Source organism: Campylobacter concisus (assembly GCF_003049065.1).
Classification (GTDB): domain Bacteria; phylum Campylobacterota; class Campylobacteria; order Campylobacterales; family Campylobacteraceae; genus Campylobacter_A; species Campylobacter_A concisus_BE.
Window position 1 is genome coordinate 21,354 of record NZ_PISC01000003.1, and the last position, 25,757, is coordinate 47,110.

The 25,757-nt window shown below is 39.5% G+C and carries 31 protein-coding genes; 17 read left to right on the forward strand and 14 right to left on the reverse strand.

The window, feature by feature from the left end:
- Positions 1 to 54: 54 nt before the first annotated feature.
- A complete protein-coding gene (locus tag CVS81_RS03210) occupies positions 55 to 834 on the forward strand; it encodes a histidinol-phosphatase (RefSeq protein WP_107965074.1) in 780 nt (259 codons plus the stop codon).
- A gap of 87 nt (positions 835 to 921) precedes the next feature.
- The gene (glnA, locus tag CVS81_RS03215) at positions 922 to 2,352 is read left to right on the forward strand and encodes a type I glutamate--ammonia ligase (protein ID WP_009294014.1); all 1,431 of its coding nucleotides are present in this window, start codon (positions 922 to 924) and stop codon (positions 2,350 to 2,352) included.
- 251 nt (positions 2,353 to 2,603) lie between these two features.
- Here glnA and CVS81_RS09740 read toward each other — a convergent pair whose 3' ends face one another.
- A complete protein-coding gene (locus CVS81_RS09740; RefSeq protein ID WP_159070956.1) occupies positions 2,604 to 2,795 on the reverse strand; it encodes a hypothetical protein in 192 nt (63 codons plus the stop codon).
- Between the two features lie 112 nt (positions 2,796 to 2,907).
- Positions 2,908 to 4,569 carry a DNA polymerase III subunit gamma/tau gene (locus CVS81_RS03220; RefSeq protein WP_107965075.1) on the reverse strand — a complete coding sequence of 554 codons (1,662 nt, stop codon included), beginning with the start codon at positions 4,567 to 4,569 and terminating at the stop codon, positions 2,908 to 2,910.
- Positions 4,570 to 4,686: 117 nt separating this feature from the next.
- On the opposite strand from CVS81_RS03220, the gene CVS81_RS03225 reads away from it, so the two are divergent.
- Entirely contained in the window at positions 4,687 to 5,187 is a 501-nt protein-coding gene (locus tag CVS81_RS03225; protein ID WP_234399513.1) for a LysE/ArgO family amino acid transporter, read from the forward strand.
- Between the two features lie 43 nt (positions 5,188 to 5,230).
- Here CVS81_RS03225 and ccoS read toward each other — a convergent pair whose 3' ends face one another.
- The 3 genes from ccoS to CVS81_RS03240 are packed head-to-tail and all read right to left on the reverse strand — an operon-like array spanning position 5,231 to position 8,495.
- Positions 5,231 to 5,500, reverse strand: coding sequence for a cbb3-type cytochrome oxidase assembly protein CcoS (gene ccoS, locus CVS81_RS03230; protein WP_103607704.1), 270 nt, complete (start codon positions 5,498 to 5,500; stop codon positions 5,231 to 5,233).
- A complete protein-coding gene (locus CVS81_RS03235) occupies positions 5,500 to 7,878 on the reverse strand; it encodes a heavy metal translocating P-type ATPase (protein WP_107965076.1) in 2,379 nt (792 codons plus the stop codon). Before CVS81_RS03235 ends, ccoS begins: the two co-directional genes overlap by 1 nt.
- Positions 7,875 to 8,495, reverse strand: a complete 621-nt coding sequence (locus CVS81_RS03240) for a transcriptional regulator (protein WP_107965077.1) — start codon at positions 8,493 to 8,495, stop codon at positions 7,875 to 7,877. The genes CVS81_RS03235 and CVS81_RS03240 overlap by 4 nt, the downstream gene beginning before the upstream one ends.
- A 146-nt stretch (positions 8,496 to 8,641) precedes the next feature.
- Between CVS81_RS03240 and CVS81_RS03245 the strand changes: the two genes are divergently transcribed.
- The 3 genes from CVS81_RS03245 (at position 8,642) to CVS81_RS09745 (ending at position 10,430) form a co-directional block, all read left to right on the forward strand.
- Positions 8,642 to 9,025 carry a RidA family protein gene (locus tag CVS81_RS03245; protein WP_002941830.1) on the forward strand — a complete coding sequence of 128 codons (384 nt, stop codon included), beginning with the start codon at positions 8,642 to 8,644 and terminating at the stop codon, positions 9,023 to 9,025.
- A gap of 11 nt (positions 9,026 to 9,036) precedes the next feature.
- Positions 9,037 to 10,122: a pyridoxal-phosphate dependent enzyme gene (locus tag CVS81_RS03250; RefSeq protein WP_107965078.1), complete on the forward strand. Its 1,086-nt coding sequence runs from the start codon at positions 9,037 to 9,039 to the stop codon at positions 10,120 to 10,122.
- Positions 10,123 to 10,190: 68 nt separating this feature from the next.
- The gene (locus CVS81_RS09745) at positions 10,191 to 10,430 is read left to right on the forward strand and encodes a hypothetical protein (protein ID WP_159070957.1); all 240 of its coding nucleotides are present in this window, start codon (positions 10,191 to 10,193) and stop codon (positions 10,428 to 10,430) included.
- A gap of 132 nt (positions 10,431 to 10,562) precedes the next feature.
- Here the strand turns inward: CVS81_RS09745 and CVS81_RS03260 are convergent, their stop codons facing one another.
- Both CVS81_RS03260 and CVS81_RS03265 read right to left on the reverse strand, forming a co-directional pair.
- Positions 10,563 to 10,979, reverse strand: coding sequence for a hypothetical protein (locus CVS81_RS03260; protein WP_159070958.1), 417 nt, complete (start codon positions 10,977 to 10,979; stop codon positions 10,563 to 10,565).
- Between the two features lie 142 nt (positions 10,980 to 11,121).
- On the reverse strand, positions 11,122 to 12,249 hold the full coding sequence (locus CVS81_RS03265) for a cation diffusion facilitator family transporter (protein WP_107965081.1): 1,128 nt from the start codon (positions 12,247 to 12,249) through the stop codon (positions 11,122 to 11,124).
- A gap of 120 nt (positions 12,250 to 12,369) precedes the next feature.
- On the opposite strand from CVS81_RS03265, the gene rho reads away from it, so the two are divergent.
- Both rho and CVS81_RS03275 read left to right on the forward strand, forming a co-directional pair.
- The gene (rho, locus tag CVS81_RS03270; RefSeq protein ID WP_009294026.1) at positions 12,370 to 13,713 is read left to right on the forward strand and encodes a transcription termination factor Rho; all 1,344 of its coding nucleotides are present in this window, start codon (positions 12,370 to 12,372) and stop codon (positions 13,711 to 13,713) included.
- Positions 13,714 to 13,872: 159 nt separating this feature from the next.
- Positions 13,873 to 14,343 carry a hypothetical protein gene (locus tag CVS81_RS03275; protein WP_107965082.1) on the forward strand — a complete coding sequence of 157 codons (471 nt, stop codon included), beginning with the start codon at positions 13,873 to 13,875 and terminating at the stop codon, positions 14,341 to 14,343.
- A gap of 57 nt (positions 14,344 to 14,400) precedes the next feature.
- Here CVS81_RS03275 and CVS81_RS03280 read toward each other — a convergent pair whose 3' ends face one another.
- Positions 14,401 to 14,613, reverse strand: coding sequence for a transcriptional regulator (locus tag CVS81_RS03280; RefSeq protein WP_002941953.1), 213 nt, complete (start codon positions 14,611 to 14,613; stop codon positions 14,401 to 14,403).
- Positions 14,614 to 14,772: 159 nt separating this feature from the next.
- Between CVS81_RS03280 and CVS81_RS03285 the strand changes: the two genes are divergently transcribed.
- On the forward strand, positions 14,773 to 15,231 hold the full coding sequence (locus CVS81_RS03285) for an outer membrane beta-barrel protein (RefSeq protein WP_234399514.1): 459 nt from the start codon (positions 14,773 to 14,775) through the stop codon (positions 15,229 to 15,231).
- Positions 15,173 to 15,373 carry a hypothetical protein gene (locus tag CVS81_RS09990; protein WP_234399515.1) on the forward strand — a complete coding sequence of 67 codons (201 nt, stop codon included), beginning with the start codon at positions 15,173 to 15,175 and terminating at the stop codon, positions 15,371 to 15,373. Before CVS81_RS03285 ends, CVS81_RS09990 begins: the two co-directional genes overlap by 59 nt.
- Positions 15,374 to 15,421: 48 nt before the next feature.
- On the opposite strand, the gene CVS81_RS03290 is transcribed toward CVS81_RS09990, so the two are convergent.
- Positions 15,422 to 15,901 (reverse strand): GNAT family N-acetyltransferase, encoded by a 480-nt coding sequence (locus tag CVS81_RS03290; protein WP_107965083.1) that lies wholly within the window; start codon positions 15,899 to 15,901, stop codon positions 15,422 to 15,424.
- A complete protein-coding gene (nusA, locus tag CVS81_RS03295) occupies positions 15,901 to 17,004 on the reverse strand; it encodes a transcription termination factor NusA (protein ID WP_012139939.1) in 1,104 nt (367 codons plus the stop codon). Before nusA ends, CVS81_RS03290 begins: the two co-directional genes overlap by 1 nt.
- 172 nt (positions 17,005 to 17,176) lie before the next feature.
- Between nusA and CVS81_RS03300 the strand changes: the two genes are divergently transcribed.
- The 7 genes from CVS81_RS03300 to CVS81_RS03330 are packed head-to-tail and all read left to right on the forward strand — an operon-like array spanning position 17,177 to position 22,028.
- The gene (locus CVS81_RS03300) at positions 17,177 to 17,419 is read left to right on the forward strand and encodes an HP0268 family nuclease (RefSeq protein WP_002941786.1); all 243 of its coding nucleotides are present in this window, start codon (positions 17,177 to 17,179) and stop codon (positions 17,417 to 17,419) included.
- Complete coding sequence (gene miaB / locus CVS81_RS03305; protein ID WP_107965084.1) at positions 17,419 to 18,720, forward strand: tRNA (N6-isopentenyl adenosine(37)-C2)-methylthiotransferase MiaB; 1,302 nt, start codon at positions 17,419 to 17,421, stop codon at positions 18,718 to 18,720. Before CVS81_RS03300 ends, miaB begins: the two co-directional genes overlap by 1 nt.
- Positions 18,701 to 19,480, forward strand: a complete 780-nt coding sequence (locus CVS81_RS03310) for a lysophospholipid acyltransferase family protein (protein WP_107965085.1) — start codon at positions 18,701 to 18,703, stop codon at positions 19,478 to 19,480. Before miaB ends, CVS81_RS03310 begins: the two co-directional genes overlap by 20 nt.
- On the forward strand, positions 19,470 to 19,916 hold the full coding sequence (locus CVS81_RS03315) for a hypothetical protein (protein WP_107790973.1): 447 nt from the start codon (positions 19,470 to 19,472) through the stop codon (positions 19,914 to 19,916). Before CVS81_RS03310 ends, CVS81_RS03315 begins: the two co-directional genes overlap by 11 nt.
- A 60-nt stretch (positions 19,917 to 19,976) precedes the next feature.
- Positions 19,977 to 20,981 (forward strand): hypothetical protein, encoded by a 1,005-nt coding sequence (locus tag CVS81_RS03320; RefSeq protein WP_107965086.1) that lies wholly within the window; start codon positions 19,977 to 19,979, stop codon positions 20,979 to 20,981.
- On the forward strand, positions 20,978 to 21,499 hold the full coding sequence (locus tag CVS81_RS03325) for a membrane protein (RefSeq protein WP_002941847.1): 522 nt from the start codon (positions 20,978 to 20,980) through the stop codon (positions 21,497 to 21,499). The genes CVS81_RS03320 and CVS81_RS03325 overlap by 4 nt, the downstream gene beginning before the upstream one ends.
- Positions 21,492 to 22,028, forward strand: a complete 537-nt coding sequence (locus tag CVS81_RS03330) for a hypothetical protein (protein ID WP_107965087.1) — start codon at positions 21,492 to 21,494, stop codon at positions 22,026 to 22,028. The genes CVS81_RS03325 and CVS81_RS03330 overlap by 8 nt, the downstream gene beginning before the upstream one ends.
- A 4-nt stretch (positions 22,029 to 22,032) precedes the next feature.
- Here the strand turns inward: CVS81_RS03330 and CVS81_RS03335 are convergent, their stop codons facing one another.
- The 4 genes from CVS81_RS03335 to CVS81_RS03350 are packed head-to-tail and all read right to left on the reverse strand — an operon-like array spanning position 22,033 to position 25,750.
- Positions 22,033 to 23,100, reverse strand: a complete 1,068-nt coding sequence (locus tag CVS81_RS03335; RefSeq protein ID WP_107965088.1) for a hypothetical protein — start codon at positions 23,098 to 23,100, stop codon at positions 22,033 to 22,035.
- Positions 23,069 to 24,445 (reverse strand): MBOAT family O-acyltransferase, encoded by a 1,377-nt coding sequence (locus tag CVS81_RS03340; RefSeq protein WP_107965089.1) that lies wholly within the window; start codon positions 24,443 to 24,445, stop codon positions 23,069 to 23,071. The genes CVS81_RS03335 and CVS81_RS03340 overlap by 32 nt, the downstream gene beginning before the upstream one ends.
- A 9-nt stretch (positions 24,446 to 24,454) precedes the next feature.
- Positions 24,455 to 25,078: a tetratricopeptide repeat protein gene (locus CVS81_RS03345; RefSeq protein WP_103575803.1), complete on the reverse strand. Its 624-nt coding sequence runs from the start codon at positions 25,076 to 25,078 to the stop codon at positions 24,455 to 24,457.
- A 12-nt stretch (positions 25,079 to 25,090) separates the two neighbouring features.
- Positions 25,091 to 25,750 (reverse strand): tetratricopeptide repeat protein, encoded by a 660-nt coding sequence (locus tag CVS81_RS03350; RefSeq protein ID WP_002941997.1) that lies wholly within the window; start codon positions 25,748 to 25,750, stop codon positions 25,091 to 25,093.
- Between the last annotated feature and the right edge of the window lie 7 nt (positions 25,751 to 25,757).

Here is a 25,757-nt window from a genome sequence, read left to right on the forward strand (position 1 = left end):
TTATCAAATTTTAGGTAGCATTTTTGAAAAATAAACGACTTTAAAAGGCTAAAAATGACCGTCGATCTTCACAACCACACACCTCTTTGCAACCACGCAGTTGGCGAACCGCTAGAATTTGTGAGATGCGCCATAAAAGCTGGCACAAAATACTTTGGCTTTAGCGATCACGCGCCGATGAACTACGATGAAGCTTATAGGATGAAATTTGAAGAGATGCAAAGCTACGAAGGCGAAATTTTACGTTTAAGAGATGAATTTAGCGGTGAGATAGAAATTTTACTTGGTTATGAGATGGATTTTTTAGATGGCTTTATGGATGAGCGAGTTTTTGCTAGAAAGGTTGATTATCTAATAGGCTCTGTGCATTTTTTTAACGGCTGGGCGTTTGACAACCCTGAATTTATCGGCGGCTACGAGGGCAAAGACTTGGATCAAATTTGGCAGGAGTATTTTGACCACATAGAAAGATCGGCTAGGCTTGGTAAATTTGACATCATGGGACACATCGATCTTTTAAAGCTATTTAAATTTTTACCCAAAAAAGATGTCAGGATCCTAGCCAAAAACGCTATAAAAGCGATAAAAGAGGCAAATTTGGTAGTCGAGATAAACGCAGCTGGCTTTAGAAAGCCTATCGGCGAGCAATATCCAAGCGTAAATTTACTTGAGCTAATCGCTGAAAATGACATCACTATTACCTTTGGCTCAGATGCTCATGCCAAAGAAGATATCGGTAAAAACGGCGAAATTTGCGAGCAGATAGCTAGAAATTTGGGGTATTCAAAGTGTGCGATATTTAAAAATAGAGATAGAGAATTAGTAAAATTTTAGTTTGGGGTCAAATAAAATATAAAAATAATCTTAAATATAAAATTTTGTGATACAATACGAAAATTAAAAACCAGAAGGAGATAAAAAATGGGAAAATTTGTCCAAAACATCGATCATTTTTTTGATTTTTGCAAAGAAAATGAAGTTAAATTTGTAGATTTTAGATTTACCGATCTAAACGGCGCTTGGCACAGCATAAGCTACAACATAAAAGCTGTTACAAAAGAGAATTTCACAAACGGCATCCCAATGGACGCTAGCTCGATGAACGGCTGGCAGCCAATCGACAAGAGCGATATGATAATGAAGCCAGAAGCGACATCTGCGTTTTTGGACCCATTTACCTCTGATATCACAGTCGTCGTTTTTTGCGATATCTACGACATTTACAAAGGTCAAATTTATGAAAAATGTCCTCGCTCGATCGCAAAAAGAGCGATGCAATATGTAAAAGATAGTGGGCTTGGCGACGAGGCATATTTTGGCCCTGAGAATGAATTTTTTGTATTTGACAACGTCAAAATCATCGACAGCCCAAACTGCGCGATGTATCAAGTAGATAGCGAAGAAGGCGAGTGGAACGACGCTGCAGACTTCAAAGATAGCTACAACACAGGTCACCGCCCACGCAGAAAAGGCGGCTACTTGATGACCCAGCCAATCGACAGCATGGTCGATCTAAGGGCCGAAATGATGCAGGTTTTAGAGCAAGTTGGCCTTGAAGTATTTTTAGGACACCACGAAGTCGCACAAGGTCAAGGCGAGATCGGCGTGAAATTTGGCAACTTAGTCGAGGCTGCTGACAACGTTCAAATTTACAAATACGTCGTTCGCATGGTCGCTCACCTAAACGGCAAGACAGTTACATTTATGCCAAAACCGCTTTATGGCGACAACGGCAGCGGCATGCACGTGCATCAATCAGTCTGGAAAGATGGTAAAAATTTATTCTACAAAGAGGGCAACTACGCAAATTTAAGTGACTTTGCAAGGCACTACATCGGCGGTGTTTTAAAACACGCAAGAAGCGTTGCAGCCTTCACAAACCCTAGCACAAACAGCTACAAACGCCTAATCCCAGGCTTTGAAGCGCCATCTATCCTAACCTACTCGAGCCAAAACCGCTCAGCGAGCATCCGCATACCTTACGGCGCTGGCGAGAAGTCAGTTAGAGCTGAGATGAGATTTCCAGATAGCACAGCAAACCCTTATCTAGCCTTCTCAGCAATGTTAATGGCAGGACTTGACGGCGTTAAAAACAAATACGAGCCAGTTGGTCCGATGGATGAAAATTTATTTAAACTTCACCTAGATGAGATCAGAGAGCGTGGCATCGAGCAGCTACCACACACACTTCGTGGCAGCCTTGAAGCACTTATCCGCGATAACGAATACCTAAAACCGATAATGAGCGATCTTTTCATCGACACTTATCAGCACATGAAATTTGAAACTCAGGTTTGGCCTTACGAAGCACGCCCAACCGCTTACGAGTTTAAGACCTGCTTCTCTTGTTAAAACGCAATCTCCAAGCTCATTTTGGGCTTGGAGACTTCTTAATGAAATTTAAAATATAAAATCCTGCAATTATTAAATTTAGATCTAAATCCAATAAGCATTATCGCTTAGAAATTTTTTAACCACAACAGATAAATTTTTTAAAAATATAAAATCTATATAGTTAAATTTTGGGCTAAATTTGGCTTTACACACAAGAATAAATTTTAAATTTAATAAGCCAAACTCATGAAAATTTAGAAATTTAAAGCTTATACATAAAAATAGTCATAGCAGATAAATTTAAACTTCAAATTTAATATGGCGGTTAAAATTTGAGCTAAATTTGATTTTGCAAACAAGGGGCAAATTTGCCAGAGTTTTAAATTTATCTGCATCATTAAAAGTTCAAATTTAACAAACCCTAGCTCTTTTAAATTTACAACATAAATTTGAGATTTCATTTAATCAAGATAGCAGCAGATAAATTCATTAAAAAACTTTTATTTAGAAATTTACGCCAAAAAGCTAAAATTTAAAGCGCTAAATCAAGCAAATTTGCAAAGAGCCAAACCCCTAGCTATTTTGCACTTCAGGCTGTCCAAATAGTCTATTTGCCTCTTTTATCACGCCCTCTTCTCTTTGTTTTTTAAGCTCCTCTGGGCTTTTGCTCTGACTTAGCGACATCAGCTCTTTTGCAAAGTCATTTTGAGGCTGAGATAGCGCATTTACCCTAGTTTCAGGCGCAGCAGGCTCGCTTACTGGCTCATCTTTTTGCTCATTTTGCTGCCTAGCCTTTATCTTAGCGATCTCCTCGTCAAGGTAGCTATATTTATCCTGTGGCTCTTGTGGCTTAGTTTGTGGCTCAGACTTTGGGGCAGAAATTTGCGTCTTAGCATTTACGATCTTTATTTTTTTACCAAAAATTGTATGTAAAATTTCATGCATTACGCCCCAGCTTTTTTTGAAAAATGCCAGCTCATCGCCAGTTGCATTGACGATTAGTCCAAGCTCATTTTCATTTAAAAAGCTAAAACTTATGTGATTTTTAAAAATTTCACCAAGTTCAAAGCTTCTATCATAAATTTTTGCCACAAACTGCTCATACGGCGTCTTTGGCGCTTCTTTTATGGCTAAAATTTGCTCACTCACGCCAGCTTTTGGCTCGATCACAGCCACGCTAGGCTCGCTCTTAGCAAGTTTTATGGCTTCATCGATATCTTGCAGATTTAGCGCCTCTATCATCATAAAAAGCATGAGCATCAGAACAAAGCCATTGTCACTTGATACGCTTAGCATCGACTTTGCCTGTGCCAAAATCCTAAAAAATCTCTCATATATAAGAAGCGAAAATTTTGGGTCATTGTCTAAAAATCTCTGCTTTAAATTTGCCAAAATTTCATCTATGATCATCTCTGGCTCATAGGTCTCAAGCTCGGTCACAAGCACTCTAATGGCGTTTTTATCGGCATTTGCGACGTGCTCGATGATCTGCTCGATCCTACTTGGATCAAGAAGTCCAAGCATCGCTGCCACGCTTGATTTTGTGATATTGCCAGCACCATAAATGATAGCTTGATCAAGCAGCGTTAGCGTATCTCTTAGCGAGCCGCCGCCACTTCTAGCTAGTATCTCAAGAGCCTCTCTCTCGTAGCTCACGCCCTCTTTGCTAAGGATAAATTCAAGATGTTTTACGATCTCATATCTGCTTATTTGCTTAAATCTAAAATGCTGCGTTCTTGAAAGCACCGTCGTTGGAAGCTTCAGCGGGTCGGTGGTCGCTAAGATAAATTTAACATAGCTTGGCGGCTCTTCTAGCGTTTTAAGAAGGGCATTAAACGCCTCTTTTGTTAGCATATGCACTTCGTCGATGATGAAAATTTTATATCTAGCAGCGCTTGGAGCGTATTTTGTCTGCTCGATGAGCTCCCTTATATCGTCGATCTTTCTGTGGCTGGCTGCGTCCATCTCGATGATGTCCATGTGGCGCGACTCGTTTGCCATCACGCACTGCGCACAGACCTCGCAAGGCCTAGAAGTTGGCCCTTTCTCGCAGACCAAAGCCTTTGCAAATATCCTAGCACTCGATGTTTTACCGCTTCCCCTAAGGCCTGAAAACAAATAGGCATGGCTCACTCTGTTTTCGTCAAGTGCGTGGGTTAGGCTCTTGCTTACGGCTTCTTGTCCGATGAGCTCGTCAAAATTTTTTGGTCGATATTTTAGGGCTAGTGCTTGCAACTGCTTTCCTTTTTGCAATTTTAATTTGCTGATTTTATAAAAAAAGGCATAAATTTATGGTTATGATAAAGTTAAATTTTGCTAAATTTAAGCCAAAATTTAGCGAGAAGGATAAATTTGCAAGCATTTATATCTGGATTTTTCACCTCTTTATCGCTCATTTTAGCCATTGGCGCGCAAAACGCATTTGTGCTAAAACAGGGCATCAAAAGAGAAAATATCTTTATCATCTGCCTCATTTGCGCTATTAGCGACGCCCTCTTGATCTTTGCAGGAGTTTTTGGGCTTGGTAGCCTCGTGCAAAATTTTTCTATCATCAAGCAAATCGCCCTATATGGTGGCTTTTTATTTTTACTATTTTACGCGCTAAAGAGCTTTCACTCATGCTTTTTCAAGGACCTTAGCATGGATACCAGCGGCGAAAATGCCAGATCAAATTTAAAGAAAAACATCCTTTTAACGCTCGCTTTTACCTGGCTAAATCCTCACGTCTATCTTGACACGATGATCCTAATAGGCTCGGTTTCTACTAAATTTAAAGATGAAAATTTGATATTTGGCGTGGGAGCTAGTCTTGCCTCGTTTTTGTTTTTTCTTCTCACTTGGCTATCTGGCTAGGTTTTTAGCGCCCATTTTTGCAAGGCCCATCTCTTGGAAAATTTTAGAGTTTTTTGTCGGCCTCATCATGCTCGCCCTTGCCTTCATGCTCATTTTTGCTAGCTTCTAGCCTCTTTTTTAGTGCCTCTTTTTTGCGAAGTTCAAGCGCATAAGCTTCATTTAGCGCATCTTCGTCATCTAAATTTGCTCCGTCTAAAAATTTGCGGTAGTCTTCAAACTGCCTATTTTTTATCCCCCAAAGCACGCCAAAAAGCAGGGCCGCCCCCATCAAAACCGAGATAAAAACAAGCATCGCAAGAGTCGTTGTATCCACTATTTGTCCTTAAATTTTCTAACTATAAAAAGCGAGTTTAGTATGACGCTTAGCGAGCTTGCCGACATGAAAAGCGCAGCAAATAGCGGCATGACGTAGCCACACACGGAAAATGGCAGGCTAAGGGCGTTATAAAGCAGGCAAAAGAGTAAATTTTGCTTTATCGTTTTATAGGTAAATTTTGAAATTTTCACCGCTTTTGCAAGGCTTTGAAGGCTATCATCAAGTAGCACCACGTCGCTTTTTTCTAAGCTCACCGCAGCGCCACTTCCCATGCAAATGGCCACATGAGCAAGGCTAAGCGCGGCTGCGTCGTTTATGCCATCCCCCACCATCAGCACCTTTTTGCCCTGCTGCTTAAGATCAGCTATAAATTTAGCCTTTTCATCAGGCAACATCCCTGCTCTAAACTCGCTCACATCAAGTTCATCTGCTACGTTTTTTACCACATTTTGCACGTCGCCACTTAGGATGCAAACCTTCATGCCAGCACTCTTTAGCTCGTCTATCAAAGCCTTTACCTCGGGCTTTACGCTATCTTTTAGGTAAAATTTAGCCACCAGCTCGCCCTGCTTGCCCACAAAAAAGCTCACATTTTCTTCGCACTCATCAAATTTCACACCATTTTCGGCCAAAAAGCGCCTACTTCCAGCCACAAAACTCTCACCCAAAATATCGGCGCTAACTCCCTTTGCCACGCTTAAATTTGCATTTTCAAGCTCAACTTTTTTTGCGCCTTTTTGCTTTAAAAACTCAGCCACCGCCACGCTTATTTGGTGGTTTGAGATAAGGCAAAGCGAGTAAATTTTATCAATACTAACGCCCTCTTTTACAAAAAACTCGCTCACTTCAAATTTAGCCTTTGTGAGCGTCCCAGTCTTGTCAAAGACCGCCACGTCGCACTTTGCAAGGCTTTCAAAAAATTTAGCCTCCTTAAAAAGCACCTTGTTTTTAAAGGCCACTCCAAGAGCGCAAACGCTGCTAACTGGCGTGGCAAGGGCTAGCGCACAAGGGCAAGCGATGACGATGACGCTCACAGCTGTCACTATCGCTTCTGAAAAGCTAAATTTAAAGTACCAAAACCAAAATGTAAAAAAAGCTAGAGTTAGCACGCCAAGAGAGAATTTCGAGGCGATTTTATTGACTGCTAGCTCGATATTTGGCTTTTTTAGCTCTGCGTTTTGGAGTAAATTTATAAGCTTATTAAGATATGAGTTTTTAAAAATTTGCCCTGCCTCATAGACGATCTGCCCGTTTAGACAGACAACGCCACTTTTGACCTCACCCCCAGAGCTTAGCAAAAGTGGCAAACTCTCACCTGTTAAGCTTGAGCTATCCACGCTCGCCTCACCACTAAGCACCACCCCGTCAAGTAGCGCTCTCTCGCCTGATCTAAGCACGATCTTTTCGCCTAAATTTACATCCTTTGGCTCTTTTAAAATGTCCTTGCCATCCTCTAAAACGCAGACCTTTGCAAGCAGCATATCGCTTAAGAAATTTGAGGTCTCAAGCGCCTTTTTCTTACCTAAAATTTCTAAAAATTTACCGATAAAAACAAAGGTTATGATCATCGCAACCGAGTCAAAATAGCTCTCGCCACTTCTTGTAAGCATCGCAAAGATCGAGTAGATATATGTTATGCTAGCCCCCGTGATAACGAGCAGGTCCATATTTGGCGAGGCGTTTTTAATGGCGATCTTCGCCCCCTTAAAAAACTCGCTGCCAGTGTAGAAAAGCACAGGCGTTGCCAGCACAAACTGCGCGAAGCTTAGCAGATCCTTCACGTCGCTTCTAATGCCGCTAAAGTAGCCGCCATACTGCGCGATCGCCAGCCACATGATATTCATCGTGGCAAAGACGCCAACAAGCGCTTTTGCGTAGAAATTTCGCCTTTTTTTGACTAGCTCGTCCTCTTTTTGGCTCGCTACGCAGGCCTTTGGAGTGTAGCCAACGGCGTAAATTTTCTCAATTATTTGCTCCACCAAAAGCTCTTGCTCATCGTAAACGATGACTGCTTTTTGGCTAAGCGAGTTGATATTTACCTCCAAGATGCCAGGCAGGCTAAAAAGCGCCTTTTCAAGCAGCCAGATACACGCCGAGCAGGTTATGCCGTCAATGAGAAGCGAAATTTTAGAAAACTCGCCCTCTTTTGTCACCAGCTCGCTAAAATTTGCCGCTAAATTTTTGACATTTGCGCCGCTACTTGCAGGATTTAGCGTGTTTTTGCCAAGTCGCTCATAAAACTCGCCAAGGCCACTTTCATTTAAAATTTCATATACGCCTTTGCAGCCAACGCAACAAAACTTAAGCCCGCCTTTGGCCTCTATCATCGCGCTTTCATCAAAGCTTTGCTTGCAGTGAGCGCACCTACACTTCACGGGCGCTTCTTTTTAAGCTGGTCTAAATAGCCATATATCGTGATCTTTGAGACGTTTAGCTTGGCTGCTACGACCTCGATAGCGCCCTTTATGTTAAAAATGCCCTTTTCGTTCATAAAGCCCACGAGCTCTAGCTTTTGCTCCTTTTTGAGCTTTTTGCCCTCGTTTTTGGCGATGATCTTGTCGATCAAATTTAAAACTATCTGCATCACGTCGTCGTTTTGCTCGCTATTTGGCTCATTTTCACTCGTTTTTAAGAAATTTCCAGCCATTTCAAAAAGGCTCTTTGCCACGCTAGCATCGACATTTACGCATATCGCCCCGATGATCTCGCCGTGCTCGTCTCTGATAAAGGCGGTTGAAGACTTCACCAGCTTTTCATCCTTTGTAAAAAAGTAGTTCGCCACGTAGTCGTCTTTGAAATTTTTGCTGTTTAAGACCTCGCTTACAAGGTGGTCAAAGCTTTGTCCGACCTTTCTGCCAGTGACGTCGCCAGCTACATAGACGACTGAGCGCTGCGGGTGTGAAAGGTCGTGCAACACGACTTCGCAGGCAAATGGTGAGCTTTTTTGTATGAGATTTGCCGTTGGGATAAATGCCTTTAATATAGGATGCATAAGGCGCCTTTTGTTTTTGTTTAAGTTTAGCCAAAATATTTTTAAAATTTCGATAATAAAAATATAATTTTTTATGAAAATTTGTGAAATTTAAGTGAAAATAATAATTTTTTATCTATAATTTTTTAAATTTTTAAGGAGAAAATATGAAAATTTACGAAACCGAAATTTCAAAAAAGAAAAAGGCTCACTACTCTTTGGCAACCGAGCACAACGGCATCCTCTACATCTCAGGACAGCTTAGTATGGACCCAGAGACTAGGCAGATACCAGAGGGGCTAAAGGCGCAAACAAGGCAGGCTTTAAAAAACCTTGATAACGTGCTAAAGCTGGCAAATGCGACAAGAAACGATATCTTGATGTGCCGCATCTATACACCAGATATCGACTTTTGGGACGAGATAGACGACGAGTATGCGCTATTTTTTGGCGATCACAAGCCAGCTCGCGTCGTAGTACCGACAAACAAACTTCACTTTGGCTGCCTGCTAGAGATCGAGGCCACAGCGATACTTGATAGAAAAATTTAAAAGGAGCGAAAATGCCTAAATTTATCTGCTCAAAATGCGGCAAGAGCACAGATTTTGAGACGCCTATATTTGCGTGCGAGTGCGGTGGGCTATATGATCTGGAGTTTAAAGCGGCCAAATTTGATCTAAATTTGATCGACCAGCGCGAGTTTAGTCTCTTTAGATACCGCGAATTTTTCCCTATTAAAAACGAGCTTTGGCGCGATATCAGCCTTGGCGAGGGGCTAACAAAGAGCGTGAAATTTGATGACTCGCTCTACCTCAAAATGGACTACGCGATGCCAACGCTCTCTTTTAAAGATAGAGGTGCTGTTATGCTTATTTGGTTTTGCAAAACTCATAGCATCAAAAAGATCCTGCAAGATAGCAGTGGAAACGCTGGAAACTCGGTCGCTGCATACGCTGCTAGAGCTGGCATAGAGTGTGAAATTTACGTCCCAAAAGGCACGAGCGAGAAAAAGATAAAGATGCTTGAGTACTACGGCGCAAAGGCAGTTGTCTTTGACGGCACGCGAGACGAGACGGCAGATGCTTGCAGAAAAAGAGCAAAAGATGAGGGAATTTTTTACGCAAACCACGTATTTAACCCGCTTTTTTACCAAGGCACTAAAACATATATATATGAAATTTACGAGCAGCTTGGCTTTGTCCCTGAAAATCTCTTTTTGCCAGTTGGCAACGGCACCTTGCTACTTGGCAGCCAGATCGCGCTAAATGAGCTATATGAGGCTGGAGTGATCAAAAAACTACCTAAAATTTTCATCGTTCAAAGTGAAAAGTGCGCACCATTTTTAAGGGCAACAAGTGAGCCACTTGCGATCAAGCCAGAGCCAACTTTAGCTGAAGGCATAGCGATCGCAAAACCTGCTCGTGGCGCTGAGATATTAGCTAGCAGGTACGCAGGAGAGCGCGAGGTGATCACGATAAAAGAAGAGGATATTGAGCCAGCTAGAAATTTCCTCGCAAGCCGCGGCTTTTACGTCGAGCACACCACAGCAGCGATCTACGCCGCCTACGCAAGCTACGTAAAATCGCACAAGATAGAGGGCAGAAGCATCATCTCGATGTGCGGTGCTGGACTAAAGAGCGAACACTGATTTTTTAAATTTTATCGCTTTAGTTTTTGCTTTTTGCGCATGTAAGCGAGTGCTGTCTTTTTTGACGGATGCGTCGATTTGGCGGTAAATTTGACGAATTTAAATCGTCTATCAAATTTGATAGCCGATTTTTGCCTCGTTTTCGAGTGTTTAGCGGAGTTAAATTTGATGAAGCCAAACTTACGATGCTTAAATTTACATGTAAATTTTATAGCCGAGTTTTTTGCACCGAGCAGACTAAATTTGGCAGACGTTTTGCAAAAGCTGGCAAATTTTGCAGCAGATTTTTGGCAAAACTCACATTTTGAAAACGCTGGCAAATTTACGAGCAAATTTTTAATGCTTGCAATTTTGGTCTCGAATTTTACAAAGAATTTTTACCCATAACCGCTCTTTGGAAACTTGTAGTAATATAAATGGCGTCTTGAGCGCTAAATTTACTACTTTTGCTCTCTTTTTAGCAAGCGAGCTATTGTGATTATAAAAAGTATTTGGGCTAAAAATATGCCAACCCCTTGAGCAATAACAAAATCTCCTCGCCGTGCCCCAACCGCAAACGGGAGTATCGCACCCAAAATAAGTGCCAAAATAATCGTCGCAGCGGCAGGTAAAAACAAATCTATGAAAAATTTTGCAATTTCGTCAAAATAACTTAGCCGCTTATAAAGCACTGCGCACACGCCGCTAAAAAATATCCAAAAACCAACCAAATAAGCGATATTTAGCTCAAGCCAATCAAGCGGATCGCCTAAATCGCCTAGAGGATCGGCATCTCCCGTGGGGTTATATTCGCTAAAAAACACAAGCTTTACCGCGCTAGTCGTAAGCCCGTAGATACTCATAAAGCAAAAACTCATCGAAAACGCGCAAGTCAAAATTTTTAAAAATGCCATTTTTCTCACAATTAGATTAAATTTTACACTCCGGCTTTATATTTTTAAGCCGCACGATTATAACATATTAAAGTGCCCTAACCGCTACCGAATTTATCCCCAAATCTCACGCAAATTCCCTATCTATCACGATGAAAATTTTATATCTTGGATAATTTAACGATACCTCACGCTCGATCGCAGCACGTAGCTCGCCTAAATTTCTCTCAGCAAAATCAACCACCACGTCAAACCTCACGCTCTTTTTCTTGGTGTCTATAAAAAATGCATGAAATCCACGCACACTGCTAAAGCGTGAGAGCAGATTTGCCACGCAGGCACGGCTCTCTTCTTGACCTAAATTTACGCTATAAACGCCAAAAACCAGATATATCCTATAAATTTTATATATCTCAATCTGAAGCTCATTTAGCCTTTGCGAAACCTCACTAAGTGGCAAATGCTCGTCTATCTCGACATTTACAGAGCCCACATAGCGCTGCGCGCCGTAGTTATGCAGTATCAGGTCATATGCCCCGCGCACGATCTCGCAGCGATTTACAGCAGCGTAAATTTCATCGCTAATCTCTTTTTCAGCGCGCTGTCCGATGATCTTATCAAAGGTCTCTTTTATCAAAAGCACGCCGTTTATGATGATAAAAAATGATGCCAAAGCGCCCGCATAGCCATCTATCTGAATGTTGGCAAAGTATGAGAGTGCTGCTGAAACGAAGATCACACACGAGATGATAGCATCGCCTAAAGCCTCTTGTCCCACGGCTCTAAGCGAGATAGACTTGGTCTCTTTACCGATCTTTTTGTAGTAAAATCCAAGTGCAAATTTGACAAATATAGCGCAGAACAAAAACGCTAAAAACGGCATCGTAAAAGTAGTAGGCTCTGGCGCAAAGATATTTTCTACCGATGTTTTTAGAAACTGAAAGCCAAGCATCAGCACGATAACTGAGACGATGAGACCGCCGATATACTCGGTCCTGCCATAGCCATACGGATGATCCTCGTCAGGCATCTTGCTAGCTAGCTTTGAGCCAAATATCGTGATTATACTTGAGCCTGCATCGCTAATGTTATTTATAGCGTCTGATATCAAAGCAACTGAGTTTGACGCCATAGCTATAAAAATTTTCGCTCCAGCTAAGAAAAAGTTAGTAATTATGCCGATAAACGCCGTTTTTATTATCTTCTTTTCGCATTTGCCGTCTTTAAAATCCATCATTTTGAGATCACTTCTCATTTTCTCAAGATTATATCATTTCTTGACAACAAAGTTTTATTTTTATAAAATGCCAAAACTTTCAAAAAACTTTTGAAGCCCAGAATTCTGCAATCTTATCCCCGCATTTAAAGAGGAAAAATGGAAAACAACAACCAAACCGAGCAAAGTGCTGCTCAAAGCGCAAAAACTACAAAAAAACATCAAGCATCAAGAACCCACGTACCAGTCGATGGACACAAGATCGAAGAGCTAAGAACGCTTAGCTTAGATGAGCTAGTGCAGATCGCAAATGGCGTTGGTGTCGAAAATCCACGCGAATTTCGCAGGCAAGATTTGATATTTGAGATACTAAAAACCCAGACAAAACAAGGCGGCTTTATACTATTTACTGGAATTTTAGAGATCACAAACGAGGGCTACGGCTTTTTAAGGGCTGTTGATGCAAATTTAAGCGACAGCTCAAACGACGCTTATGTTTCAAACTCTCAGATCCGCAAATTTGCACTTCGTGTGGGCGACATCATCACCGGCCAAGTAAGAGAGCCAAAAGATCAAGAAAAATACTACGCCCTTTTAAAGATCGAAGCGGTAAATTATATGCCTCTAGCAGATGCAAAAGAGAGGCCACTTTTTGACAACTTAACCCCACTTTTCCCAACCGAAAAGCTAAATTTAGAGTATGATCCGATGAAGCTAACGGGCCGTGTGCTTGACCTTTTCACGCCTATTGGCAAGGGTCAGCGTGGCCTCATCGTCGCACCTCCAAGAAGCGGTAAAACTGAGCTTATGAAAGAGCTAGCTCACGGCATCGCTAAAAATCACCCAGAAGCGCAGCTAATGGTGCTTTTGGTTGACGAAAGACCAGAAGAAGTTACCGATATGCAGCGCTGCGTAAAAGGCGAAGTATTTAGCTCGACATTTGACCTGCCAGCGCTTAATCACGTCCGCGTAGCAGAGCTAGTCATTGAAAAGGCAAAACGTCTAGTTGAGATGGGCAAAGACGTCATCATCTTGCTTGATAGTATAACCCGTCTAGCACGTGCCTACAACACAGTGACCCCGCCAAGTGGCAAGGTGCTAACAGGTGGCGTGGATGCAAACGCACTTCACAAGCCAAAACGCTTCTTTGGCGCAGCTAGAAACATCGAGCACGGTGGCTCACTAACCATCATCGCAACAGCACTTATCGACACTGGCTCACGTATGGACGAAGTGATATTTGAAGAGTTTAAAGGCACTGGAAACAGCGAGATCGTGCTTGACCGCAACATCTCAGACCGCAGAATTTACCCAGCCATCAACGTGCTAAAATCAGGCACCAGAAAAGAAGAGCTACTTCAAAAACCTGATGAGCTTCAAAAAATTTGGGCTATCCGCTCTGCGATAGCTACAATGGACGATGTCGAAGCACTTAAATTTTTATACGCAAAGATGCTAAAAACAAAAGATAACAAAGAGCTTCTCTCTATCCTAAACGAGTAAATTTAACTGAGCTTGAAGCGCTTGCTTTGAGCTCAAATTTCTTTTTTTTACATCAAATTTATCAACAAATCTTTCATAATTATACTAATTTAAATTTTTCAGTTTTATTTTTTTTTTTTTGTAAAATCCGAATTTCTAACTTCTACAAAAAGGAAAAATATGAAAACAAAAGTCGTTCTTTCAGGCATTACAGCAACACTTGCTCTTGCTCTAACTGGATGTGGTGAGCCAACTACTTTGGCTGAAATTTGCAAAGCCGATATGGGTAGTATCAAGCACTTTAAAGGCGAAGTAAAAGTCTATAAAAGGGTAAGTTATACAACTAAATACGACTATATAAAAAACGAATCAAGGCTAGAAGAAAATGGAAAAGGCTATCTGATAGTCGATAAAGATACAAAGGTTGATCTAGATAAATTTAATGATAAGGAATGGGACAGCTACAAAGTCATAAAAAATAGCATAACACAAGGAACACCTTACTATTACGGTGAACAAAAATATGGCGAGATAGGTGACGAAAATGCGACAGAATTTTTGGCAACATTAGAAACGCTAAACCCAAGATGTATAAAAGGCGAGGAAATAAAACTAAACCGCAAAGACACAGAACTAACTCCGAAAAAATAATAAAAGGTGGACTAACCACCTTTTAAAACTTACATCATCTCACTTTAAATTTATAAATCACTTACTAAATTTTTCTATGTCTTGATTGATTAAATTTTCATACTCGCAAAGCTCGTTGCAAGTCTTTTTGCTCTGCTCGATAAGCTCATCAAATTTAAATCCAAGCATCACGATACGATAAAGGTTGGGCTTGTGTTTTCGCCAGTTGTAAAGCGTCGCGACATCAACGTCTAAATGATAAGCCATATCACGTTTTGTCATCTTAGCCACTTTACACTCCTTTTTTCGAGTGATTTTATAAATTTTATTCTGATAAGAAAACAATTGAATTATTTTATGTTTTTTATTAATTTAATTGAATATTTAAACTTTATTTAATATAAGAAAATTTAAAATAGCCACGTAACATTTTTTAAATAAGGAGTAAAAATGAAAAATGTAGTTTTAAAAGTTGCTTTAGGTTTAAGCCTAGCTAGTGCCGCTGCTTTAGCGCAAGGAGCGTTTGTGGGAGTTGAAGGAGATTATTCTTTTAATTCAAATTTAACAGCAAAAAGCGACAATGGCAAATCAAAAGCTAAAAAAGCACAACCAGGTCTTGGCATAAAAGCTGGTTATGACTTTGACGTAGCTAGAGTTTATGGAGCTTACATATATGACTTTCAAGCCAAAAAGTCACTTGGTGACGAAGATGGCACAATAATAAAATGGAAAACTCATAAATTTATAGTTGGGGCTGACTATACTCCAAGCGTAGCAAAAGATCTTAAGTTAGTTCTTGGTGGCTACACTGGTTTTTCAAAGCTTAAATTGGATGTATTTGACACACATGATGGATCTGAAAAAAGGCAACGCAACTGGCTGGATACTAGGTGCAAAAGTTGGTGCTGAGTACTCTATCAATGAAAATAATGCGGTTGAGTTTGGATTAAAAGCTGATAGAACAAAATATCGCTCTATAGCAAAATATGATAATGCAAAAATAAAAGAGACAAATGTCGGTCTTTATATGGGATATACATATAAATTTTAATCACCAGCAAGCTCAAATTTCAAAGCAAATTTGAGCTTTTACTAGAAACTATAAATTTACCAGTTTTTCTAAATTTTCGCTGTCTAAGCGGTAGGTTCTCCACTCAAGAGATTGGTTATTAGCGCCCATGCTTTCATAAAATTTGATGCTTGGCTCATTCCAGTTTAGGCAGCACCACTCAAGCCTTTTTAAATTTTCATCCTTGCAAATTTGAGCTAGAAATTTAAAAAATGCCTTGCCGATGCCTTGATTTCTAAACTCTTTTTTGACGTAAATGTCCTCAAGGTACATCCCGCCAAGCCCTAAAAATGTAGAAAATGTGTAAAAATAGATAGCATAGCCAATAGCCCTGCCCTCACTCTCGCAGATAAGGGCTTTTGCGTGATTTTTATTAAAGATAGAGTCTGCAAAAATTTCATTTGTAAAAGTGACTTGATCACTCATCTTTTCATAGCTCGCAAGCTCTCTTACAAGCTCGCAGATCACGTCTATATCAGCTCTCGTTGCTTTTCTTATTTGAAATTTCATTAGTTATCACCAAAGAGTGCTTTTAGATCCTTGACCATTTCGCCATTTTCACCACTGCTGCTAGTTTTTGAGCCAAGCTCGTTTAGCTCGATCTCATAGCCAGTTAGCATGCTTGCAAGGCGGATATTTATGCCATTTTTGCCGATCGCCTTGCTCTTTTGCTCGCTCGCAAGTGTCACGATCGCCTTGTTTTCTTCGATCTTTACAGATGTGATGATCGCAGGTGCCATAGCGCGAGCTACCAAGATCGCTGGCTCAGTGGTGTACTCGATCGCATCGATGCTCTCACCATGAAGCTCTTTGCTTACGGCATTTATCCTAACGCCCTTTGTACCAACGGTTGCGCCGACTGGATCGATATTTGGAGTGGTTGAGATGAGCGCTACTTTAGCCCTTTCGCCAGGGATCCTTGCACTTCCTTGGATGATGATGCCGCCATCTTTTATCTCAGGCACCTCTGAAGTTAGCAGCGCCTCAAGAAATTTAGGTGAAGTTCTTGAAAGCTCAACCTTTATGCCTAAATTTTTATCTGTAAAAACTTTTCTAATGACCGCTTTTACCACGTCGCCTACTTTAAATTTCTCGCCTTTTATGCGGTTTTTACGTGGTAAGATGGCACGAAGCTCGTCTATCTCGATAAATGTGTTTTCATCGTTATCGACCCTTACAACTGGACCAAAAACCATGTGACCGCTCATCTCATTATATTTTTGTAAAATTTTCTCTTCTACTAGGCGCTGGATGTGATACTCAAGCTCCTTATGAAGCGTTTGAGCTGCGGTTCTACCAAGGTTATCAAGGCTTAGTTCGTAAGTGAGCTCATCTCCGATCTCTACGCCACTATCTATCTTTTTAGCCTCTTTTAAGCTTAAAAAGTGCTCATTGTCTTCAGCAAGCCTCTCATCGTCGTTTGCTACGATTGAAATTTTTTGATAAAGCTTTAAATTTTTATTAGCATCGATGCTCACGTCATACTCATAATTTTCGCCATAAACTCTTTTTGCAGTGTTTATCAAGGCTCTTATTACGCGCTCTTTTACATCTTCTATCTCTAAATTTTTCTCATTTGCAATTGACTCGATGATATCTGAAATTCTTTCCATTTTTTCTCCATTGTGACGATAAATTTCGGGGATTTTTCGTGAAGTTTTGAAATTATACATAAGCCATACTTTTAATAACTTTAAGCTTGTTATTAACTTTTATTTAATCCTTTTTTTATGATGATTTGGGTATATTGACCGATTAAAATTTAAGATTTTGAAAGGATTAAAAATGGAGCTAAAACTTGCAAGAGCCGAATTAGACGCAAAACCAAAAACGATTTCACTAGAAAAGATAGAGGCAGCTGTCGAAAAAGAGGGTCAGAAAATTTTCTATTTTGATAAAGAAAACACGCACAAACAACTAATCGCATTAGTCGAGCACTTTGAAGAAAAAGGGCTAAGCGTTTATCACAGAACCGTAAAATACGGCCTTGATGATAGCGATTATATGTATGAAGTGCATATACTTTAATGAGTAAAAAACTCTTTATCCAAACTCTAGGTTGTGCTATGAATGTTCGTGACAGCGAGCATATCATAGCCGAGCTCTCACAAAAAGAAGACTACTCCTTAACACAAAACATCGAAGAAGCTGATTTAATCCTTATAAATACCTGCTCAGTTCGTGAAAAGCCAGTTCATAAGCTTTTTAGCGAGGTTGGAGCCTTTGAAAAAGCCAAAAAAAGAGGTGCTAAAATAGGCGTTTGTGGCTGCACTGCAAGCCATTTGGGTAGTGAAATTTTTAAGCGCGCACCTTATGTTGATTTTGTCCTTGGCGCAAGAAATGTTAGCAAGATCACAAAGGCTGTAAATACGCCTAAATTTATCTCAACCGACATCAACCACGACGAGAGCGAATATGCATTTGGCGAATTTAGAGGCTCGCCATATAAAAGCCACATCAACATCTCGATCGGCTGCGATAAAAAATGCACCTACTGCATCGTCCCACACACCAGAGGCGATGAAATTTCTATCCCTTCAAGCCTCATCCTAAAAGAGGTAGAAAAGGCCGCAAAAAGCGGTGCAAAAGAGATATTTTTACTAGGGCAAAATGTCAATAACTACGGCAAAAGATTTTCAGGCGTGCAAGAAAATATCGATTTTAGCGATCTGCTAGTAAAGATAAGCGAGATAGAGGGCGTTGAGAGGATAAGATTTACAAGCCCGCACCCGCTTCATATGGATGATAAATTTCTTGAAATTTTCACAAATAACCCAAAAATTTGCAAGTCTATGCACATGCCACTTCAAAGCGGAAACACCAAAGTTTTGCGTGAGATGAAGCGCGGATACACAAAAGAGTGGTTTTTAGACCGAGCGCTAAGACTTAGAAAAATGTGCCCAGATGTTAACATCTCAACTGATATCATCGTCGCATTTCCAGGTGAGAGCGAAAGCGAATTTGAAGATACGATGGACGTGCTTGAGCAAGTTAGGTTTGAGCAAATTTTTAGCTTTAAGTATTCGCCTCGTCCGCTTACAAAGGCAGCTACTTTTACAAATCAAATAGACGACAAGACCGCTTCAGAAAGGCTAACGCGCCTGCAAAATCGCCACAGTGAAATTTTAGACGAGATTGTGGCGGCGCAAAAAGATAAAATTTTTGATGTATATTTTGAAGAGCTAAGGGCAAATGGCGGCGTTGCTGGGAGAAGTTTTAACAACTTTTTAGTTCAAGTTGATGGCAGTGAAGAGCTTCTTGGCACTACGCAAAAAGTAAAGATCACAAATCCAAAACGAATGGTTTTGTATGGCGAGCTGCAAATTTAAAAGCACCCTTGAAAAGCTCGCCATGAGCGTTGGCGTCTTTTTCATCTACATTTTGATGTGGCTCATTTTTCTAACCTGCAAAAAGAGCTACACTCCAAATTTCTTACCACAAAATGGCTGCGTCGTCGTCTTTTGGCACGGCAGACTTAGCTTTATGAGCTTTGCTTATAGACGCTGGTGGAGCAGTCAAAACAGAAAACAAGGCAAGGTGATAATAAGCGACCACAAAGATGGCGAGCTCATCACCAGAATAATCAAATTTTTTGGCATCGGCACCATTAGAGGTAGCAGTTCAAAAGGCGGTGCAAGGGCGCTCATAGAAGCCCTAAGAGAGATAAAGCAAGGCCACGACGTCATCATCACACCAGATGGCCCACGCGGACCAAGACACAGCGTCGCAGACGGAGCTGCGGTGATCGCACAAAAATCATCTTGCGAAATTTATGCTCTAAATTTCGAAGCAAACTCGTTTTGGGAATTTAAAAGCTGGGATAAGATGATACTTCCAAAGCCATTTTCAACTATAAATTTTAGCCTCTCAGCTCCTTTTAGCGTGGCAAATTTAGAACAAAAAGAGGCAAAAGAGAAGATACAAAACGAGCTTTGGCAAGCCTCGCAAAATGACGGCGGCAAGAGTGCAGAACAAAACAAAGAGGACTTCAGGTCAAATTTAAAAATTTGGTGGAAAAAATATGCGCATAAAAATCCGCAAATAAGCGATGAGATAAGAGAAATTTTGGACGAAATTTATGAAAAATAAAATTTCTATCTTTATAGCCATTTTTATAATAGCTTTGTTTGGGCTATTTTTTTACAGCGACAACTCCTATAAGCTCGCTCTTGAAGCGAAATTTTACTACGAGAGCAAAGAGTATGAAAAGGCTATAAATTTAAGCCAAAAAGCTCTTGATCTTGACGCCTACAACAAGATGGCCGCCACCACGCTTAATCAAAGCAAGGCAGCTATGAAATTTAACTCATACATAAAAAATGGCAAAGAGTATCTTGAACGCATCAAAAAAATGAGCCAAAATGGCGTCAGTAAGGCTGATAATGAGCGCATCAAAATGATGTGTGATGTGATGATAGAGGATTTTGAAAATTTGAGAAATTCTGCACTACTTGATGATGAGCTAAAAAGCGAAGCTCTGAAGATGAAAGAGGCGTTTGCAAAACTAAAAAACGAGCTGTTTTAAACTTATTTAATCCCTTTTTAGCTAACATACCAAAAATAATGCACTGAATTTAGGAGAGTTATGTCTTTTAGCATCAAAAAGCTTTTTTCAAACCTTTTCTTAAGCGCCGTGATCGAGGGCAATGAGTGCGTTTTTTACGGTCAGGTCTTTAGAAATAGCAAGCTTATAAAAACCATAAATGCTAAATTTACAGACATAAGCATCGATAGTGTCGATGAAAAAGTTTTAAAATACATAGAGGAGCAAGAAAAGACATATTTTGGCGTCTATGTTTCGCTCTTTTTTAACGACGACTCACAAGGTGCGCTGCCTACTGCTAACTTTGACGAGTACAAGAAATTTAACATCAACACGCAAAATTTAACCAGCCTTGTGATGCAAGATAGCTGGAGCATATATGCAAATTTAAATGCTATAAGAAGATATAAAAATCTCTTTGGGCAAGGTAGCGTCGATCTTATCTACTCGCCTATCGCCCTGCTCTTTCACGAGCTTTTAAAGCGTGGAATTTCGCCAAAAACCACGCTATATCTCTACATCCACTCGCACTCTTTTGCACTTGCGATATTTAAAGATAAGCAGATGAAGCTCTCGACGTTTTTAAATATGAGTGACGCTGAAGAGGGCAACGAAGAGATCGAAAGCCTAAAAGAAGAGGATATAACAGACATAGATAACCTTATAGTTAAAGAAGAAGATGGCGCAACTGTGCTTGATGATTTTAAGAGTTTGGATGATTTTTTAAGCGACGATAAACCAAAAGAATTTGAAGATCTAAACTACGAGCTAAACATGCCAGCTTCGACCAATGTCGAGAAGTCAGTAGCGATCTTTGGGCGCGATATGAAGATGTTTGACTACATCGCAAAGGCTATGAAAGAATTTTATGAAAATCCAATCTACAGCGGCGATTTTATCGAGCAGATCATCGTTTTTGAAAACACAAAGACAAGTGCAACCTTTTTACAATACCTGCAGTCTGAGCTATTTGTGGAGACATCAAGCTATCCGATCAACACAAATCACATAATGAACGAGATCATGCAAGAAGAGATAACACTATGAAATTTAGCTTCATCACTCCAGAACCAAGACCGCTTCTATCTATCTTTAGTAAGCTCTGGCTAAGCCTCATCGGCTTTGTCTTTGTAGTGCTTTTGGTGGCAAATTTCTTTATCGTTTATAAAAACTACTCAACCAAGAAAAATATAGAATTTCTAGCAAACGAGCAAAAAGAGCTTAGCCAAAAGATAGTCACTACGGATGAAATTTCAGCCAAACTTGCCGTGCAGATAGACTCAGCAAACGACATCTTTACGTCAAATTCTATCCTAAAGCAAAGCTTGCACAACCTTTTTGACCTTGTGCCTGATAGCATCACGCTTGAAGAGGTCTTTATGGATAAAAACTCACTCATTATCCGCGGTATAACACCAACAAAAGATGTCTTTAACCAGCTTTTGGCCTCGCCGCTAAGGTCGATTTTCACCACGTCAAACACTAGCTTTTATCAGAGCAAAAACGGCTGGTACGGCTTTATAAGCACAAATAAGATTGATAATTCTGAGGGATATAATGAGTAAAAAAGATACGAGCTTAGAAAAAATCGACCCAGTAAAGCTTTTACTTTTTATATTTGCTTTTATCATAGTTTGCTTCATTATGATATTTGGCTTTATCGTGCCAAACATAAAAGAATTTAAAAGCCTCTCAAGGCAAAACTACTCGCAAACCTCATCATACACGAAGACAAAAAACGAATTTGAGGCTAAATTTAAGGTACTTGAGGCGACAAGACAAAAAGATGGCGCTATCATCTTGGCTTATGATACAGCTTTTGATAAGGATAAATTTATAAATTTCGCATCTCAATTTTTTAGCGAAGTGAGCCTTAGCAAGATAGAAGAAAGCGAGAATAACGCAACTGAGAAGTTCTTTAGATACCGCCTAAATGTCACTAGCTCGCTTAAAACCCCACAAAAATTTTATGACTTTTTAGACGCACTTAGTAGCTATGATAGCATCATAAAAGCCGAATTTCCTATCGTCATGAAAGGCGAAAACGACAAGATCCACACAACATTCAACATAAAAGTTTTTGGGTTGAAGTAAGAACTCAAAGTTTACCATCAAGATAGAGTTTAACCAAAAACTCACTATATCTTTTTCTGCCAAGATAGTTTAAATGATGCCCCATATCTGATAACTCATCATCATTAAATTTAAAATTTGTTAGATCAATGACTTTAGCATTTTTAATAGCTGGCATTATCTCACTTATATCATATTTTATGGTAGCGCCATCAAACATAGGCTCTAATATAACAACAACCTTTATGCCACTTTTTACAAGTGGATCGATTACATAATTTTGAAAATATTTTATAGTGTTTTGATTTAACCCCTTTAATTCGATCGTCTTACCATAATTTTCTCTTGGCAGTGCATCTGAAAAAAGAATAATATCTCCATTGCTACACTTTGCAACAATGATTTTTTTATTTTTTGTAGCATTTGAATTTATCTCATTTATATTGATCAAATCACAATCGCTATGTGCTTTTACATCAAAAGTATTTTTTGCTTCAAAATTACTTGCTTTAGTTTTATTGTCTGGAGCAAATTTCCCATAAAAGCCAACTATCCTATTATAAATACCTTCAGAATATCTCAAAAACAGATGTACTCTTGCAAAAAAATCAGGTAATGTTTTTAAAAAAATCATTTTATCTGTACCAAAATTTGCAACAAGTTCATCAGTGGTATAAATTTTAAATCCACTCTCAGCATAATCGTCAAAAAGATGACCGACCCTTATACTAACAACAACCTCTTTTGCACCAACCTTTTTGATAACATTTGCAATAAACGGATAGTCTCTAATAAAATTTCCAGATAGCCCAAAATTATAAGTGCTGATATTGTTTTCAACAAAAACATTTGTTGATATATGGTGAAGCGTTCTACTACTTCCAACAAAAACAATATCCTTTGGCTTTTTACTGTTTAGCTTAAAGTGCTCCGATTTTGAAATTTTATTATCATCAAAATTTGTTTTACTTATTACACCATTGTTCGAAAAAACATAAAGCACAACATCAAGCCCAACCATAGCAAAAACCACTAAAAACAGGCATAGAAATATTTTTTTCTTAAAATCTAAAGTATAAAAATTCGCTCGCATTATTAAGCCTAATTGCTAAGATTGATATAAACAAAAAGAAAGATGTTGCAAAAATTTGCCAGATAGTAAATTTAAATTTCTTATCAAATGCCATTTGCATAGAGTTTTTAAAAAGCAAAACAACCAAAAAAGCCAAAACGATAAAAAACATCTCAAGATAATTAACGTCTATTTTAAACTCACCAAAAAACATCCCTCTAATCACTTTCATGGCATCTTCAAAGCTTTTTGCCCTAAAAAATATCCATGTAAAATTTACAAAGTTAAAGGTAATGATCCAAGCAATGATTTTATTTAGTTTAAAATTTAACTTTTGCCAACATCTGTGAATAACAATAGCAAAGCCATGCAAAGCTCCCCAAACAACAAATGTCCAAGCAGCCCCATGCCAAAGACCGCCTATTAAAAATACCAAAAACAAATTTAGATAGGTACGATATTGACCTTTTCTATTTCCTCCAAGCGGAATATAGATATAGTCTCTTAGAAAACGCGACAATGTAATGTGCCACCTGTGCCAAAAATCCTGAATATTTAAAGCCTTATACGGGGAGTTAAAATTTATAGGAAGTCTTATATTAAAAAGCAATGCAAGACCTATCGCCATATCACAATAACCACTAAAATCAAAATAAAGCTGAAAGGTATACGAAAGCGACGTCGCCCATGCTTGCAAAAAAGTTAAATTTCTCTCCACATCAAATCCAGCATTTGCAAAGATCGAAAAAGTATCGGCAACCACACTCTTCTTAAATAGTCCTATACTAAAAACAAAAAGTCCAAGAGCTATAAATTTATAGTTTTTTATAAGATTAAATTTATTTGCAAACTGAGGCATCATCTCTTTGTGATGGACTATAGGACCAGCTATAAGCTGTGGGAAAAACGTTATAAAAAGGCAGTAGTTTAAAAAACTATTCTCTTTTGTTTGCTTATTGTAGCTATCGACTAAATACGCTATTTGCTGAAATGTGACAAAACTAAGTGCAAGCGGCAAAGCGATATGAAGTAGACCCAAATTTGTATTTACTATAGCGTTTAAATTTGAAATTAAAAAATCAGCATATTTAAAATATCCAAGCAAAGCGAGGTTGCAAACTATACCAAAAATCAAAATAGTTTTACTTTGATGTTTTGCAAGAAATTTTGAAATAAGGAAGTTAAAAACAATACTTCCTAACAAAATCGGCAGATAATAAATACTCCAATAAGCATAAAAAAATAAACTAGCACTCACCAAAAAAGCTTTTGCAAGAGTGCTTAGTCTCTTTTTATTTAGAAAAAAATATACAAAAAATACAAGCGGTAAAAATGCAAATATAAAAACATATGAGTTAAAAAGCAAATTTATCCCTTACTTTTTATCCACGCATTTGCCAAGTTGGCAGGCCCTTTTATAAAGTGCGTCCGCCTTTGTTTCATCGCCGCTTAGCTTTGCAAGCAAAAAGCACGACTGAGCATACTCAAGCTCGCAGCTCTTTGCCAAAAGCTTTAAAACTCTAGCCTCAGCCTTGGTTCTATCTATCTTATGAGTTTTTAAATTTTCACTTTCGATGTAGGATTTTAGCCCCATTGCCTCGTTGTAGCAGCCAACACCGTCGCCACTATCGCAAGCTAGTTTATAAAGCTTTAGAGCCTTTTCGATATCTTTTTGCTCATCAACTAGCCCTTGCTCATAAATTTGTCCTAAATTTGAGCAAGCAGTCGCAAGCCCAGCATTGCAAGCCTTTTCGTAGTAGCCCTTTGCCTTTACGAAGTCCTTTTCGTTGCTAAAATTTACAGCTAGGTTGTTACAGTCGATGCTATTTCCGCTCTCGCAGTTTTGCACCATCTTCTCTTTTTCAAGCTCAAGACGCTCCGCCCTAGCCTCCTCATCACTTTGCCAAAAGCCAAAGCTCACCATCTTTTGCCACGACCAGCAGCCACTTAGCATAAAGCTAGCAGCTACGATAAGCCCGAAATTTAAAACTTTTTTCACTTATTTTCCTACTTACATGCCAAGCTTTGCGCCAAGTCTTTTCATCTGTGGGCATGCCTTGTTTAGACCACGAAAGCAAGCGACTTTGTAAATCCCATAAGCTCTCTTTTCGTCCTTGTTCATGCCAAGACCTAGTTCATACATCGCGCCGATATTTGCGCAGCTTGGCAGATCTCCAGCGTTGCAAGCGTTTGTGTATGCCTCCATCGCTAGATAGTAGTCTTGTTTTACGATCTCGCCCTTGCGGTAGGCGTTGCCTAGATGATAGCAAGCTTGTACGCCGCCACTGTTGCAGCTATCTTTGTAAATTTCGACCGCTTTTTTTGGATCTTTTTTCACGCCAAGGCCGTTTTCATAGAGCGTACCAAGGTTTGAGCAAGCAAGCTGCACCTTCGCATCGCAAGCCTTTTTGTAGTTTGCATAGGCATTGTCATACTCTTTCATAAGCTCAAAATTTACACCCAAATCGTTGCAAGCTTCAGCATCGCCGCTCTCGCACTTTGGTGTTAAAAGATCGATAGCATTTTTTGAAATTTGCTCTTTGTTTTGCACCACCTTTTCGTCCTTTGGTTGTTGCCATGAGTCATCTTGCTTTGGCGTCTCCCCGATGCCGATGACGTTTAAGCAACCTGTGAAAAATAGAGCAGTTAAAAGTAGTAGATATTTTTTCATTTTTGTC